13 protein-coding genes and 1 pseudogene are annotated in these 14,708 nt (G+C 59.2%); 5 read left to right on the forward strand and 9 right to left on the reverse strand.

From position 1 onward, the window contains the following. Position 1 precedes the first annotated feature (1 nt). Entirely contained in the window at positions 2–256 is a 255-nt protein-coding gene (locus tag HU718_RS12770) for a DUF7660 family protein (protein ID WP_186614387.1), read from the forward strand. Positions 257–383: 127 nt separating this feature from the next. Here HU718_RS12770 and HU718_RS12775 read toward each other — a convergent pair whose 3' ends face one another. Next, positions 384–1,427 carry an LLM class flavin-dependent oxidoreductase gene (locus HU718_RS12775; protein WP_186614389.1) on the reverse strand — a complete coding sequence of 348 codons (1,044 nt, stop codon included), beginning with the start codon at positions 1,425–1,427 and terminating at the stop codon, positions 384–386. 154 nt (positions 1,428–1,581) lie between these two features. Further along, positions 1,582–2,067, reverse strand: a complete 486-nt coding sequence (locus HU718_RS12780) for a flavin reductase family protein (RefSeq protein WP_016987069.1) — start codon at positions 2,065–2,067, stop codon at positions 1,582–1,584. A gap of 321 nt (positions 2,068–2,388) precedes the next feature. On the opposite strand from HU718_RS12780, the gene HU718_RS12785 reads away from it, so the two are divergent. Together HU718_RS12785 and HU718_RS12790 are read left to right on the forward strand one after the other, a co-directional pair. Then, positions 2,389–3,795 carry a purine-cytosine permease family protein gene (locus HU718_RS12785; RefSeq protein ID WP_186614391.1) on the forward strand — a complete coding sequence of 469 codons (1,407 nt, stop codon included), beginning with the start codon at positions 2,389–2,391 and terminating at the stop codon, positions 3,793–3,795. 250 nt (positions 3,796–4,045) lie between these two features. After that, entirely contained in the window at positions 4,046–5,146 is a 1,101-nt protein-coding gene (locus HU718_RS12790; protein ID WP_186614393.1) for a polyamine ABC transporter substrate-binding protein, read from the forward strand. A 14-nt stretch (positions 5,147–5,160) separates the two neighbouring features. Here HU718_RS12790 and HU718_RS29640 read toward each other — a convergent pair. After that, positions 5,161–5,253 (reverse strand): annotated as a pseudogene (locus HU718_RS29640) (metal ABC transporter ATP-binding protein); the annotation flags it as partial. A 16-nt stretch (positions 5,254–5,269) separates the two neighbouring features. Beyond that, positions 5,270–6,244 carry a TerC family protein gene (locus tag HU718_RS12795; RefSeq protein ID WP_110720922.1) on the reverse strand — a complete coding sequence of 325 codons (975 nt, stop codon included), beginning with the start codon at positions 6,242–6,244 and terminating at the stop codon, positions 5,270–5,272. A gap of 164 nt (positions 6,245–6,408) precedes the next feature. On the opposite strand from HU718_RS12795, the gene HU718_RS12800 reads away from it, so the two are divergent. After that, complete coding sequence (locus tag HU718_RS12800; RefSeq protein ID WP_186614395.1) at positions 6,409–7,353, forward strand: Dyp-type peroxidase; 945 nt, start codon at positions 6,409–6,411, stop codon at positions 7,351–7,353. Here the strand turns inward: HU718_RS12800 and HU718_RS12805 are convergent, their stop codons facing one another. Continuing rightward, a complete protein-coding gene (locus tag HU718_RS12805) occupies positions 7,354–8,142 on the reverse strand; it encodes an AraC family transcriptional regulator (RefSeq protein ID WP_186614397.1) in 789 nt (262 codons plus the stop codon). It abuts the gene before it with no gap. 84 nt (positions 8,143–8,226) lie between these two features. On the opposite strand from HU718_RS12805, the gene HU718_RS12810 reads away from it, so the two are divergent. Further along, positions 8,227–9,225 (forward strand): bile acid:sodium symporter family protein, encoded by a 999-nt coding sequence (locus tag HU718_RS12810; protein WP_110720925.1) that lies wholly within the window; start codon positions 8,227–8,229, stop codon positions 9,223–9,225. A 10-nt stretch (positions 9,226–9,235) separates the two neighbouring features. On the opposite strand, the gene HU718_RS12815 is transcribed toward HU718_RS12810, so the two are convergent. The 4 genes from HU718_RS12815 to HU718_RS12830 form a co-directional block, all read right to left on the reverse strand. Beyond that, positions 9,236–9,991, reverse strand: coding sequence for an ABC transporter ATP-binding protein (locus HU718_RS12815; RefSeq protein WP_186614399.1), 756 nt, complete (start codon positions 9,989–9,991; stop codon positions 9,236–9,238). Further along, a complete protein-coding gene (locus HU718_RS12820) occupies positions 9,985–11,046 on the reverse strand; it encodes a FecCD family ABC transporter permease (protein ID WP_093437627.1) in 1,062 nt (353 codons plus the stop codon). The genes HU718_RS12815 and HU718_RS12820 overlap by 7 nt, the downstream gene beginning before the upstream one ends. Continuing rightward, complete coding sequence (locus HU718_RS12825; protein ID WP_186614401.1) at positions 11,043–12,224, reverse strand: ABC transporter substrate-binding protein; 1,182 nt, start codon at positions 12,222–12,224, stop codon at positions 11,043–11,045. The genes HU718_RS12820 and HU718_RS12825 overlap by 4 nt, the downstream gene beginning before the upstream one ends. Before the next feature lie 62 nt (positions 12,225–12,286). Beyond that, positions 12,287–14,701 (reverse strand): TonB-dependent receptor, encoded by a 2,415-nt coding sequence (locus HU718_RS12830; protein ID WP_186614403.1) that lies wholly within the window; start codon positions 14,699–14,701, stop codon positions 12,287–12,289. Between the last annotated feature and the right edge of the window lie 7 nt (positions 14,702–14,708).

Genomic DNA, 14,708 nt, shown 5'->3' on the forward strand with positions numbered 1-14,708 from the left:
TATGGATCTCGATGATCAAGTTGAAGAAATTGAAACCAAAGAGGATTTCGCGAATTTCCTTCATGCGTTTCGTGAAACTCTGTTGCGACAACCAGATGAGTGGGAAAATTCGACACTTGAAAGGTTTTTAGACGCGATGGAGGCTTGGGTCAATTCAATGGAAGGTTATGTTCTTAATTCTGGCGACGCCGACATTCTGCGACCAAGCTGGAAAACCTTTGCCAAGATCCTATCAGCGGCTAGCGTTTATGAGTGAAGCCAAGAGAGCGACGATGCTTTCGTTCAGGTAGCAACTGGTCGACGTGTCGCCAGGAATCATGGTGAAAAATGAAAACGCCCGAAGAGATTCGGGCGTTTTCATGAGTGAGACGTTAGAAGAAATCTCACCGAAACGCCGACACCACATGCTTGATAAACAGCTCCAACGACTTCTTCTTCTCCTCATGCGGCAAGCTGTTGTCACACCAGAAACTGAACTCGTCCACCCCCAGTTCCTGGTAGTACTTGATGCGCGGAATGATCTCTTCCGGCGTACCAATCATCGCCGTCTTGTGCAAACTCTCCAGCTCAAACTCCGGACGCCCGGCAAACTTCTCTTCCGGGCTCGGTGCGAGGAAGCCATTGACCGGGGTTTGCTTGTTGCCGAACCACGCATCGAACGTGCGATAAAACCGTGAAATGGCTTTCGCACCGACTTTCCAGCCATCCGGATTATCAGCGGTGTGCACGTGGGTGTGACGCAGCACCATCAGTTGCGGACGTGGCACATCTGGATTGTTGTCCAGCGCGGTCTGGAATTTGTTCTTCAGGTCGAGGACTTCTTCGTCGCCCTTCATCAGCGGCGTGACCATCACGTTGCAGCCGTTGGCCACGGCGAAGTTGTGCGAATCCGGGTCGCGGGCGGCGATCCACATTGGCGGGTTGGGCTTCTGGATTGGCTTCGGCACGCAGGTCGAGGTGGGGAATTTCCAGATGTCGCCGTCGTGGGCGTAGTCGCCTTGCCACAGGGCGCGGACCACCGGAACCATTTCGCGCAATGCCTGACCGCCCGATGAGGCGGGCATGCCGCCGGCCATGCGATCGAATTCAACCTGATAAGCGCCACGGGCCAGGCCGACTTCCATGCGACCGTTGCTGATCACGTCGAGCAACGCGCATTCGCCGGCAACGCGTAGCGGATGCCAGAACGGCGCGATGATGGTTCCGGCGCCGAGGTGGATGGTGGTGGTTTTGGCGGCGAGGTAGGCGAGCAATGGCATCGGGCTGGGCGAGATGGTGTATTCCATCGCGTGGTGTTCGCCGATCCACACGGTGCTGAAACCGCCGGCCTCGGCCATCAGGGTCAGTTCGGTGAGGTCTTCGAACAGTTGGCGGTGGCTGACGCTTTCGTCCCAGCGTTCCATGTGGATGAACAGGGAAAATTTCATGACGCTTCCTCGGATCTTTTGTTGTTGAGGCTACATGTGGGAGCGAGCCTGCTCGCGAAGGCGGTGTAACAGCCGGCATCTATGGCGACTGACAAGACGCCTTCGCGAGCAGGCTCGCTCCCACATTTGATTTGCATAGGGCTGGAGGTTTTGATCAGGCCAGGACGGGCAGGGCGCCCATCTTGCCGTGGCAGTACACCAGCGGTCCGGCGATTTGCTCGGGGACGATCAGGTTCTTCACCGCGCCGACCATGATGGCGTGGTCGCCGCCTTCGTATTCGCGCCACAGCTCACATTCGATGATAGCTGTCGCGTTAGCCAGGATCGGGTTACCCAGTTCGCTCAAGGTCCATTCGATGCCTTGCGCTTTGTCCTTGCCTTTGCGGGCGAAGGCGTAGGCTTCGCTTTGCTGGCCGCCGGACAGAACGTGGATGGCAAAGCGCTTGTTCTTGATCAGCACCGGATAGGAGTCGGAACTGTAGTTGGGGCAGAACAGCACCAGCGCCGGGTCCATCGACAGCGAACTGAAGGCGCTGGCGGTCAGGCCGACGATCTGACCGTCATCGTCCAGGGTGGTGATAACGGTTACGCCGGACGGGAACGAGCCCATGACTTGTTTGTAGATGGCGGCATCGATCATTGGTCGGTCCTCAGGTGTGGTGCTGTTTTTATGTGTTTGTTGGTCTGATGGTATACCAGTATTCAATCTTTGCAAGGGCTTTTAAGCTGAACCGATAAACGTGCCGCGTTCGTCGGAAACTCAGCATTTACAGGGCTTGCGGCTAGTCTGCAGGCCGCGGTTTCAGCGAGGATGGCGTATCAGATAGCGCCGTAAACTACGCATCAGTCTTGTGAATTGTTTGGAATACCATAATATGGTCTGCATCTGAGGGGCGGCCAGAGAGCCCCCCCGGTTTGGCTTCATACAACGATAAGAACAGACAAACTCGAGTTCATGCATATGTCCCAGATGTCCCGGCAAGATCCATTGATCGAGAACCATACGGTCGACTACGTCCCACTCGCGGAACGCCACGGGAAGGCCCGCGACCTATTCACCCTTTGGTTCAGCACCAACATTGCGCCCCTGCCCATCGTCACCGGTGCCATGGTGGTTCAAGTGTTCCATCTCGATTTGCTCTGGGGGCTGCTGGCGATTGCGCTGGGGCACATGATTGGCGGCGTGGTGATCGCGCTGGCCTCGGCGCAAGGCCCGCGCATGGGTATTCCGCAAATGGTCCAGAGTCGCGGCCAGTTCGGGCGTTACGGCGCGCTGCTGATCGTGTTCTTCGCCGCGATCATCTACATAGGTTTCTTCATTTCCAACATCGTCTTGGCCGGTAAATCCATCGTCGGCATCGCGCCGTCGGTGCCGGCGCCGTTGAGCATTCTGATCGGCGCACTCGCGGCCACGGCGATTGGCGTGATCGGCTACAACTTCATTCACACGCTGAACCGCATCGGTACCTGGGTGATGGGCAGTGCGTTGCTGGCCGGGTTCATCTATATCTTCGCCCATGACTTGCCGGCGGACTTTCTCACTCGCGGAAGTTTTAACTTGTCCGGCTGGCTGGCGACGGTGTCGCTGGGGATCATCTGGCAGATCAGCTTTTCGCCGTACGTGTCCGATTACTCGCGTTACTTGCCTGCGGATATCGGCATTGCCAAACCGTTCTGGGCGACCTATCTGGGTGCGACGCTGGGGACGATTCTGTCATTCAGCTTCGGCGCCGTGGCGGTGCTGGCGACCCCGGAAGGCACCGAAGCGATGGTTGCAGTCAAGCAATCCACCGGGTGGCTGGGGCCGATTCTGATGGTGTTGTTTCTGCTGAATATCATCAGCCACAACGCGCTGAATCTGTATGGTGCGGTGTTGTCGATCATTACCTCGATCCAGACATTTGCCAGCCAATGGACGCCGAGCATCAAGGTGCGCGTCGTGTTGTCGAGCGTGGTGCTCGCGGGTTGCTGCGTGGTTGCGCTGGGTGCGTCGGCGGATTTCATTTCCGAGTTCATCGGTTTGATTCTGGCGTTGTTACTGGTGCTGGTGCCGTGGGCGTCGATCAACCTGATCGACTTCTACCTGATCAAGCGCGGCTGCTACGACATCACATCTATCTTCCGCGCCGATGGCGGGGTTTACGGGCGCTTTAACCTGCACGCGATCATTGCTTACTTCATCGGCATCATCGTGCAACTGCCGTTCGCCAATACTTCGCTGTACGTCGGGCCTTACGCCAATCTGGTCGAGGGCGCGGATTTGTCCTGGCTGGTCGGCCTGGTGATCACCGTGCCGTTGTATTACTGCCTGGCGACACGCGGCCAGACTCAGCAGAGCAGGGCGGCCAGGTTGGGTTATACCGACTGAGCTGATCCGCTTCACCACAATGCCCGGCCATTCGCCGGGCATTGTTGTTTGCGTATCCCGGCGGTCATTCAAATTGGCCACATCGATCCCCTTTTGGCCCATCCCCCACTGTGATCCGTCTACGCTGTCAGCAAGAATCAAAACCATAACCAGACGCTGAACCTTTTTTTACCCTTGGCTACCTTTACAGCCGCTGCCGTGTACAGAACATAAAAACCATCGAACTCACGCTGCCTTTTGGGGAACAACCATGGTCACGATGAAACGCATTCTGGGTGCCACTGTGTGTGGGCTGACGCTGTTGGCCAGCGCCGTCCAGGCTGAGCAACGCGAACTGCGCGTGTACAACTGGGCGGATTACATCCTGCCGTCCGTGCCCAAGGATTTCGCCGCAAAAAGCGGCATCAAAGTGATCTGGGACACCTTCGACACCAACGAATCCCTTGAAGCCAAACTGCTCACCGGCAACTCCGGTTACGACCTGGTAGTGCCGTCCAACCAGTTCCTTGAAACGCAGATCAAGGCTGGCGTGTTTCAGAAGCTGGATAAATCGAAACTGCCGAACTGGAGCCACCAGGATCCGGAACTGTTGAAGCTGCTGGGCAAGAACGATCCGGGCAACCAGTACGGCGTGCCCTACATGGTCGGCACCGTGCTGATCGGCTTCAACCCGGCCAAGGTCAAAGCCGCACTGGGCGACAACGCGCCGGTCGACAGTTGGGATCTGGTGTTCAAACCGGAGAACATGGAAAAGCTCAAATCCTGCGGTGTAGCGATGCTTGATTCGCCGACGGAAATCCTGCCGTTAGCCCTGCATTACCTGGGCCTCGACCCGAACAGCCAGAACCCCGCCGACTATGAAAAAGCCAAAGAGCTGATGCTCAAGGTTCGTCCGTACGTGACCTATTTCAACTCGGCCAAGTACATGACCGACATTGCCAATGGCGACATCTGCGTAGCCATCGGTTACTCCGGCAGCTTCTACCAGTTCGGCAATCGCGCCAAAGAGGCAAAAAACGGCGTGGTGGTCGACTGGCGCTTGCCGAAGGAGGGCGCGCCGATCTGGTTCGATACCTTCGCCATTCCGAAGAGCGCGAAGAACGTCGCCGAGGCGCATGAATTCCTTAACAACCTGCTCGACCCGAAAGTGATCGCGCCGATCAGTGACTTCCTCGGTTACCCGAATGCGAACAAGGATTCGATACCGCTGATCAACAAGGAAATCACCGACAACCCGAACCTGACACCGACCCCGGAAGCGCTGAAAAACCTCTACGTCGTGCAGCCATTACCGCAGAAACTTGAGCGTGTGCGTACTCGGGTGTGGACCAACATCAAGTCCGACAAGTAACAATCACCGCAATCCAAATGTGGGAGCGAGCCTGCTCGCGAAAGCGGTGTGTCATTCAACGTCGATGTTGACTGGTCCGACGCCTTCGCGAGCAGGCTCGCTCCCACAGGGTTTTGTGGTGTGTCATTCCGTGCTGCGTTCGCTTTCTCTGGTCATCACCAGGCTCAGCAGCACCGACCCCAGAATCACCCCACCCACCACCGCCAACGACCACTCCACCGGCATGTGCAACCACGGCATCAACACCATTTTGCCGCCGATAAACACCAGCACAATCGCCAGCCCGTACTTGAGCAGATGAAAGCGGTCCGCCATGTCCGCCAGCAGGAAATACAACGCGCGCAAACCCATGATCGCGAAGATGTTCGAAGTGAACACAATGAACGGGTCAGTCGTCACGGCGAAAATTGCCGGGATGCTGTCGACCGCAAACATCAGGTCACTGGCCTCGATCAACACCAGCACCAAAAACATCGGCGTGGCCCAGCGCACGCCGTTCTGCAGCACGAAAAAGCGTTCGCCATGAAAGCCGCTGGTGATGCGCATATGCCCGCGCACCCAGCGCAGCAACGGATTCTTGTCCAGGTCCGGCTGGTGGTCGGCAAACACCAACATCTTGATCCCGGTGAAGATCAGGAACACGCCGAACGCGTACAGCAGCCACTCGAACTGCGACACCAACCACACCCCGGCGAAGATCATCACCGCGCGCATCACGATGGCCCCGAGCACGCCGTACAGCAGCACTCGGCGTTGAAGCTCCGGCGGCACGGCGAAGTAGCTGAAGATCATCACGAAGACGAACATGTTGTCGATCGACAGCGATTGCTCGATCAGATAACCGGTGAGGAATTCGAGGGTTTTTTCCCGGGCGATCTCGGCGCCGAACGCACCGTGCAGATACCACCAGAGCAGTGCCGCGAAACTCAGTGCCAGCAGGCACCAGGCGATGACCCAGGACAAGGCTTCGCGCACTGACACCCGATGCGCCTTGCGCCCACCAAAGACAAACAGGTCCAATGCCAGCATGGCAAGTACGAAGACGATGAAGGCGCCCCACATCCATGGTTCGCCGATATTGATGTTTGTGGCTGGCATGTCACGCTCCCTGTCTATTCTTGGATTGGGGTCAGACGGGGCCATGCTAGCGACGACTTTGCGGTAAAGAAAAATCGTTTATTTCTGCGCAACAGTTCGATAAAAACGAACTATCCGCCCTCGTTAACAGCTCGGGCACTTTTTACGGAGCAATGTTTTCAGCGATGAATACCGACATTCTCGAACCTCAAGCGGTGTGCAGTCCGATCACCAGCAGCGCGATTTTCATCGTCGCAACGCTGAATGCGGGGACTGAAGCCGCGCAAACCGTCAAAGACTGGTGCGGCGATGTCGCCGGGCTGGTGCGTTCGGTTGGCAAGCGCGTCCCGACCGGCAATCTGACCTGCATCTGCGGCTTTTCCTCGAACGCCTGGGATCGCCTGTTCGGCCATCCGCGCCCGGCGTCGCTGCACGGTTTTCGCGAATTTGGCGGGGAAGGGCGACATGCCCCGGCAACCCCGGGCGATCTGCTGCTACACATTCGCGCCGATCAAATGGACCTGTGTTTTGAACTGGCCACGCAAATCATGGCGGTGCTCGGCGATGCCGTAACGGTGGTCGACGAGGTTCAGGGTTTCCGCTATTTCGACATGCGCAGCATCATCGGATTTGTCGACGGCACGGAAAACCCGGTCGGGCGTAAAGCGGTGAATTTCACCATCGTCGGTGACGAAGATCCGGGCTTCAGCGGCGGCAGTTACGTGCTGGTGCAGAAGTACCTGCACAACATGACCGCGTGGAACGGCTTGAGCGTTGAAGCTCAGGAACGCGTGATCGGGCGCACCAAGCTGTCCGATATCGAACTGGATGACGCGGTCAAACCGAGCAACTCGCACAGCGCGCTGACCACCATCACCAACGCTGACGGCGAGGAAGTGAAAATCCTCCGTGACAACATGCCGTTCGGCCGGCCCGGAGCAGGGGAGTTCGGCACCTTCTTCATCGGCTACGCGCGCTCGCCCGAGCCGATCGAGCAAATGCTGGAAAACATGTTTGTCGGCAAGCCGCCGGGCAACTACGACAAGTTGCTGGATTTCAGCACGGCCGTGACTGGCAGCCTCTATTTCGTGCCGTCAGCGGACTTGCTGGAAGAACTGGCGGATCGCTGATCAGCGAAAAAACTCACCGGGCGTTTCACCAAACTGCTGTCGAAACGCCGCGATAAACGCCGACGTCGAGTCGTAACCACAGGCCAGCGCGACGTCGGTAACGCGTTCGCCTTTCTCCAGCGGTGTCAGCGCGCCGAGCAAACGCAAGCGCTGGCGCCATGCGCGGAAGGTCAGGCCGGTGTCGCGCAGAAACAGGCGCGTGAGGGTCTTTTCGGTGACGCCGAACTTCTTGCTCCAGTGGCTCAGTGTGGTCTGCTGTTCCGGGTGTTGTTCAAGGCTCAGGTAGATCTGCTTCAAGCGTGCGTCTTGTGGCAACGGCAACATCAGGTCGATCTGCGGCGCTTCGGCCAGTTGATCGAGGATCACTTGAGCGAGGCGTCCATGCGGGCCGCTCTGGTCGTATTCCACCGGAACCTGACTGAACGCGCGGATCAGTTCCCTGAGCAGATCGCTGACGCCGAGCACGTGACAACGCTCGAGCGCCCATCCGGCGACGCTGCAATCGATGTAGAGGCTGCGCATTTCCGTGTGCGGCGAGCTGAATACCCGATGCGGCACACCGGCCGGGATCCACACGGCGCGCTCCGGCGGGGCGACGAAGCGGCCGGCGCTGGTCTGGATTTCCAGCACGCCCTGAATCGCGTAGGACAACTGCACCCACGGGTGACTGTGACGCCGGGTCAGGGCGCGATTGGGCAGTGATTCGGTGCGCCCGTAGAGTGGACGCGGCAGGCTGGGCAGCCCGGGAATGCTGCGGCGAACGCTCTTGTCATGTCCTTTAGGCGGCATCTTGTGGCCCTTCGGCGTTAGTCGGTAATTGGCAGTCACGTTAGAGTCGTCGGCACGCACTGGCAACCCCCGGATGAACCGACCATGACTCGCCCACGTTTTTTACCTGATAACTTCACCCTGACACTGATTGGCGTCGTGCTGCTGGCCAGTTTTCTACCGGCCAGCGGCCAGGTCGCCGTCGGCTTCGGCTGGCTGACCAACATCGCCATCGCCCTGCTGTTTTTCCTGCATGGCGCCAAACTGTCCCGTGAATCGATCATTGCCGGCGCCGGCCACTGGCGCCTGCATTTGCTGGTGTTCGGTTTGACGTTTGTCCTTTTCCCGTTACTGGGCCTGGCGCTCAAACCGCTGCTGTCACCGCTGATCGGCGACAAGCTGTACATGGGCATGCTCTACCTGTGCGCACTGCCGGCCACGGTGCAGTCGGCGATCGCATTCACCTCGCTGGCGCGGGGCAATATTCCGGCGGCGATTTGTAGTGCGGCGGCATCGAGCCTGTTCGGGATTTTCCTCACGCCGTTGTTGGTGACGCTGTTGCTCGACGTTCACGGTGATGGCGGTTCGACGCTGGATGCGATCCTGAAAATCAGCGTGCAATTACTGCTGCCATTCATCGCCGGGCAGATCGCCCGGCGCTGGATCGGCGCGTGGGTCGGGCGCAACAAGAACTGGCTGAAGTTCGTTGATCAGGGCTCGATTCTGTTGGTGGTTTACGGCGCGTTCAGCGAGGCGGTCAACGAGGGCATCTGGCATCAGATTCCGGTCGTTGATCTGCTGGGATTGGTGGTGGTCTGCTGCATTCTGCTGGCGCTGGTGCTGTTGGCGTCGACGTTGCTCGGCAAGGCCTTTGGCTTCAGCCAGGAAGACCGCATCACCATTCTGTTCTGCGGCTCGAAAAAGAGCCTGGCCACCGGCGTGCCGATGGCGCAGGTGTTGTTCGCTGGCAGCACGATTGGCGTGCTGATCCTGCCGTTGATGCTGTTCCATCAGATTCAGTTGATGGTCTGTGCGGTGCTGGCTCAGCGCTACGCCAAGCGCCCGGAATCGGTGCCAGAGTTGATGGCGCAAGTCGATCCGTGATCGCCGCAGATCAGACGATGTCGTCGATCAGGATATGCGACAGCCCTTTGCTGCACTGCTCGATCCGCGCCTCGACCTGATAGACATCGCGCAGCATCTGCTCGGTGATCACTTCACTGCTCGGGCCGCTGCCCTGACTGGTGCCATCATCAATCACCAGTACCTGATCGGCGAAACGCAACGCCTGATTCAGATCATGGATGGCTATGAACACAATCACCTCGCGTTGGCGCGCGAGGCTGCGCATGAAGTTCAGCACTTGCACTTGTCGATGCATGTCGAGGGCGCTGGTCGGTTCGTCCATCAGCAGGATTTCCGGTTCGCGCACCAGCGTCTGGGCGATGGAGACCAACTGCTGCTGACCGCCGCTGAGTTCACCAAGGTTACGAAACGACAGCCTGGTGATGCCCAGCGCGGCGAGAATCTCGTCGACCAGTTTCAGCTCATCATCGTGGACCACCCAGCCCGGGGTCAGTTGCTTGCGCGCCAGCAGCACGGATTCGTACACCGTCAAACGCGCACTGGCATTCAGGCCTTGCGGCATGTAGCTGATGCCCGTCGGGCCTTTTTTCGATTCTTTCAGGATGACCTGACCCGGCCCGTCGATCAGCCCGGCCATACGTTTGAACAACGTCGATTTGCCGGCCGCGTTGGGCCCGACCACAGCCACCACCTGACCGCCAAAAAACGTCGCCGTCGAGACACCACGAATGATCTCGCGCTGACCGTAGCGCGCGCCGAGATTTTCCAGTTGCAGCGTCACCATGAGTTTTTCTTCCCGCCGAGAATCAATGAAATGAAGAACGGTACGCCGATCAGCGAGGTGACCACGCCGATAGGGAAAATCGCACCGGGGATCAGGGTCTTGCTGACCACCGAACTGGCCGAGAGAATCAACGAGCCGGTGAGCAAGGAGGCCGGCAAAAAGAAGCGCTGATCTTCACCGATCAGCATGCGCGCGATGTGCGGCCCGACCAGACCGATAAAACCGATGGTGCCGACAAACGCTACGGGAAACGAGGCGAGCAGGCTGACCATGATCAGCGTCTGAAAGCGCAGGCTGCGCACATTGATGCCGAAACTGGCAGCCTTGTCGTCACCCAAACGCAGGGCGGTCAAGGCCCAGGCACGTTTGGCGAAAATCGGCAGGGTGATCAGGATCACCAGACAGATCACTCCGAGTTTCGGCCAGGTGGCTTTGGTCAGGCTGCCCATGGTCCAGAACACCACGGCGGCGACGGCTTGTTCGGTGGCGAAGAACTGCACCAGCGCCAACAGCGCATTGAAAGTGAATACCAGCGCGATGCCGAGCAGTACGATGGTTTCGGCAGTGACGCCACGGCGCATGCTCAGAAAGTGAATCAACAGCGCCGAGAGCATGGCCATGATGAAGGCGTTGAGCGGCACCATGAACTGCGCGGCCAGCGGGAACAACGCCACACCGAAGGCCAGGCCCAGTGCCGCGCCGAAACTGGCGGCGGCGGAAATGCCCAAGGTGAACGGACTGGCCAACGGGTTGTTGAGGATGGTCTGCATCTGCGCGCCGGCCAGCGATAACGCCGCGCCAACGGCCACCGCCATCAGCGCTACCGGCAAACGAATATCCCACATCACCACGCGCACTTGTGGAGACGCGCTGTCCGGCGAAAACAGGGCGCCGAGCACTTCGCTGAAACTGTAACTTGCCGGGCCCAGTGCCAGATCGAGCAGTACACTGCACAACAACAGAATCACCAGCCCGGCGAGTATCAGGCGTTTACGCAACACCAGTCGCCGATAGGTTTCGCGCTGCACCTCGACGGTGTCGGTCAATGAACTCATGGTTTGACCTCAGGATTGCGCAGGCTGACGAAGTAGCCCGACTCATACGGCACGGGCAGAAAACGCTCGTGCAGTTCACGGAATGAGGCGTCCGGGTCGAGATCGGCAAACAGCCCCGGGTGAAACCATTTGGCCAATTGCTGAATGGCCACGAACTGGTAGGGGCTGTTGTAGAACTGATGCCAGATGGCGTGAAAGGCTTGTGTCTCCTGAGCCTTGATTCCGGCGTAGGCCGGACGCTGGGTGTACCACGCGAGTTTTTTCCGTGCCTGGTTCATGTCGGCGCCGGGCCCGACACCGACCCAATGGCCACCGGGTGCAAAGGCTTCCCAGTTGGCCGTGGTGACCACCACGTGCGCCGGATTGGCGACGATGACTTGCTCGGGATTCAACTGGCCGAACGTGGTCGGGATGATCCCCCGGGCGATGTTGTTGCCGCCGGCCATGTCGACAAACAAGCCAAAGTTTTCATTACCGAAACTCAGGCAGCAATCGTCGGTGTAGCCGCCGATGCGCTCGATGAACACACTCGGGCGCGATGGTTGTTGTTTCTCGATGACGTCGGTGACGCGGTGAATCTGCTGATTGCGAAAATCAATGAAGGCTTCGGCGCGTTGCTCTTTACCGAACAGTTTGCCGAACAGACGCATGGTCGGTTCGGTGTTCTGCATCGGGTTGTTGCGAAAGTCGACGTACACCACCGGGATGCCCAACGCGTCGAGCTTCTCGATATAGCGCGCATCTTCGGTGGCGTGCTGCGCTTCGATATTGAGGATGATTACGTCCGGGCGCTGCGAGATCGCTTGTTCGATATCAAAGGTGCCGTCTTCAAAGCCGCCGAAGGTGGGGATCTTGGCAATGCCGGGGAATTTGCGCAGGTAGGCGTTGTAGGTGTCCGGGTCGGACTGGATCAGATCCTTGCGCCAACCGACGATGCGTTCGATCGGGTTTTGTGTGTCCAGTGCGGCGACCAGATACAACTGCCGGCCTTCACCGAGGATGACCCGTCTGACCGGCAGATGCACCTTGACCTTGCGCCCGAGCAGATCGGTCACTTCGGTGCGCGCCGTATCCGCTTCGCTGGCGTTTGCATTGCGCGGCGCCAGCGCAGACAGGCTCAGCAGTCCTGCCAGTAACAGCGCAGCCAGCGCGAGGCTGCGTCGATCGAAAATCACCATGGTCAAAGCCTTTGCAAAGGTCAGTTCGGCCAACGGCTCACACCGCTGTCCGGCTGAACGTTTCAGAAATCGACAGTCGCCGACAGTAATAAGGTGCGCGGTGAGCCTTGGGAGAACGCGCCATAAGAGGCGACGCCCGACCAGTACTCGTGATCGAACACGTTCTGCACGGTGGCGCGAAACGTGGTCGGTCGATCATCGATGCGCGTGCTGTAGCGGGCGCCGACATCGAAGCGGGTCCAGTCATCGAGTTTTTGTGTGTTGGCCTGGTTCACGTACTGGCTGCCGGTGTGGATCGCGCCTCCGGTCAGTGTCAGCCCCTCGACCCAAGAGGTGTCCCATTCGGCCCAGAGGTTGGCCTGAACCTCGGGCACGCCGACCGGTTTATTGCCGCGGTTGGCGGCCACGCCGGTTTTCGTCAGTTCGGCATTGAGCAACGTCACGCCGCCGAGCAGGCGAGTGCCCGGCGTGACTTCGCCAAACACGTTCAGCTCCAGCCCGCGATTGCGCTGTTCGCCTTGTACCGAGAACACCCCGGAGGCCAGTTCGCCGCTGGGTTTGGTGATTTGAAACAGGCTGATGGTGGAGGTAAACGTGCCGTAATCGGCTTTGACCCCGAGTTCGTGCTGGCGGGAAACATAAGGGGCAAAGATCTCGCCAGCGTTGGACGCGGTGGAAGGCGCGATGTCGCCCTTGCTCAGCCCTTCGAGGTAGTTGTAGTAGAACGAAACGTGATCCCAAGGCTTGATCACCGCGCCGAACAACGGTGTCGTCCGGCCGTCGTCGTAGGACGTGGTCACCACGCCGGCGGCGTTGTAGTTGTCGGATTTGATGTTCTGTTTGCGCAAGCCCAGGGTTACCTGCGCGCGGTCATCGAGAATCGACAGCGTGTCGGCAAGCGCCACGCCAGTCAGTTCGCTCTGCGAGACCTTCGGCGTATCCGGCTTGGGGATGTAAGGTTGCGGGCGATCCACCGGGTGATAAATGTTCGACAGGATCGGTGCGCCGGAAATGATCCCGCGCGACAACACATCGCGATAGCGACTGACTTGCACGGTGGTGCGGTGACTGATCGGCCCGGTATCGAAGCGCAGCCGCGCACCGGCATCAACGGTGTAACGCTCGACTTCGAACTTGTAATAACCGGGGATCGACGAGGTGTCGCCAGCGGCATTGATAATGGTCGGCGTCTGGTCGGACATTCGCGCCACATCCGATTTGCCGCCGCCGGCATGGGCGAATACCGTCAACGCATCGCTGAGGTCGTATTCGCTGCTGAGCAGCGCCGATTTGTCCTGGGTTCGCGACCAGCCCCAATCCTGACTGACGTTGCTGCGGCCGTTGGCGGCGGAAGGAATGTCCACGCCTGGAGCAATCAGGAACGGTCGCGAAGCGGCGTCGAAGCTTTCTTTCTGGTTGAGCCAGTCGAAGGTCATGCGCAGGCGGTCGCCCTGGTAATCGAGGGAGATCGCGCCGATGTCGACATGCCGCGATTGATCGTCGATCGCCGTGTTGCCCAGTTGCGTACTGCCGTTGAAGCGCACACCGAAGCGGCGTTCTTCACCGAAGCGGCGACTGACATCGAGATGGCCACCGGCCTGAGCATCCATGGCGTAACTGGCGGTGAAACGGGTCAGGTCTTCATCGAGGGAGCGTTTCGGCACCACGTTGATCACGCCGCCCACCGCGTTGTTGGGTGACATGCCATAGAGCAGGGCGCCGGGGCCTTTGACCAGTTCGATGCGCTCGGCGTATTCGGTGAACACCCGGTAATTGGGCGCCACGCCATACACGCCGTCGAAGGCCAGTTCACCGAGGTTGCCTTCGCCGACGGGAAAGCCACGGATGAAGAACGAGTCGACAATCCCGCCGGTCTGGCCAGTGGAGCGCACCGAGGAGTCACGTTCCAGCACATCGCCGACGGTGACGGCCTGTTGATCCTTGATCAGCGCCGAGGTGTAGGTGCTGATGCTGAACGGCGCGTCCATCACGTCAGTGTTGCCGAGCAAGCCCAGACGTCCGCCATTGGCGACCTGGCCACCTGCATACACCTGCGGTAGGGCATCGCTGCGCTTGTCGGTGCCGATCACGGCGGTTTCATCCAGCGTCACCCGGCGCTGCACCAATGTGTAGCTGCCGTCGTTGCGCAAGACCATGTCCAGGCCACTGCCGGCCAGCAAGCGAGTGACCGCCTCTTGCGTTGAGTAATGACCGATCAGCGCAGGGTTGGTCAGGCCTTCGGCCAGCGAGGGCTCGAACGACAGGGCAATGTTGGCGTCCACGGCGAAGCTCGACAGGGTCGCACCCAGTGGCCCGGCAGGAATGTTGTAGGCACGAACCGCGACAGCGTCCAGTTGCACCGGCACGGCGGCCAAGACAAACGGGCAAACGGCACCGATCAGAACAAGGCTTAGCAACGCACTGCGAACAACGGGTTTGAGCTGACGTTCCGGGCGCAGATGGCGTGCGGCAAGCATGGATGAA

The sequence above is a fragment of the Pseudomonas tensinigenes genome (assembly GCF_014268445.2).
Classification (GTDB): Bacteria; Pseudomonadota; Gammaproteobacteria; order Pseudomonadales; family Pseudomonadaceae; genus Aquipseudomonas; species Aquipseudomonas tensinigenes.

Coding starts and splice junctions, on each gene's coding strand:
- HU718_RS12795 (WP_110720922.1), bottom strand. CDS start 6,244: ATGCCAGCCACAAACATCAATATCGGCGAACCATGGATGTGGGGCGCC.
- HU718_RS12820 (WP_093437627.1), bottom strand. CDS start 11,046: ATGAGTTCATTGACCGACACCGTCGAGGTGCAGCGCGAAACCTATCGG.
- HU718_RS12825 (WP_186614401.1), bottom strand. CDS start 12,224: ATGGTGATTTTCGATCGACGCAGCCTCGCGCTGGCTGCGCTGTTACTG.
- HU718_RS12815 (WP_186614399.1), bottom strand. CDS start 9,991: ATGGTGACGCTGCAACTGGAAAATCTCGGCGCGCGCTACGGTCAGCGC.
- HU718_RS12770 (WP_186614387.1), top strand. CDS start 2: ATGGATCTCGATGATCAAGTTGAAGAAATTGAAACCAAAGAGGATTTC.
- HU718_RS12810 (WP_110720925.1), top strand. CDS start 8,227: ATGACTCGCCCACGTTTTTTACCTGATAACTTCACCCTGACACTGATT.
- HU718_RS12805 (WP_186614397.1), bottom strand. CDS start 8,142: ATGCCGCCTAAAGGACATGACAAGAGCGTTCGCCGCAGCATTCCCGGG.
- HU718_RS12775 (WP_186614389.1), bottom strand. CDS start 1,427: ATGAAATTTTCCCTGTTCATCCACATGGAACGCTGGGACGAAAGCGTC.
- HU718_RS12800 (WP_186614395.1), top strand. CDS start 6,409: ATGAATACCGACATTCTCGAACCTCAAGCGGTGTGCAGTCCGATCACC.
- HU718_RS12785 (WP_186614391.1), top strand. CDS start 2,389: ATGTCCCAGATGTCCCGGCAAGATCCATTGATCGAGAACCATACGGTC.
- HU718_RS12790 (WP_186614393.1), top strand. CDS start 4,046: ATGGTCACGATGAAACGCATTCTGGGTGCCACTGTGTGTGGGCTGACG.
- HU718_RS12780 (WP_016987069.1), bottom strand. CDS start 2,067: ATGATCGATGCCGCCATCTACAAACAAGTCATGGGCTCGTTCCCGTCC.
- HU718_RS12830 (WP_186614403.1), bottom strand. CDS start 14,701: ATGCTTGCCGCACGCCATCTGCGCCCGGAACGTCAGCTCAAACCCGTT.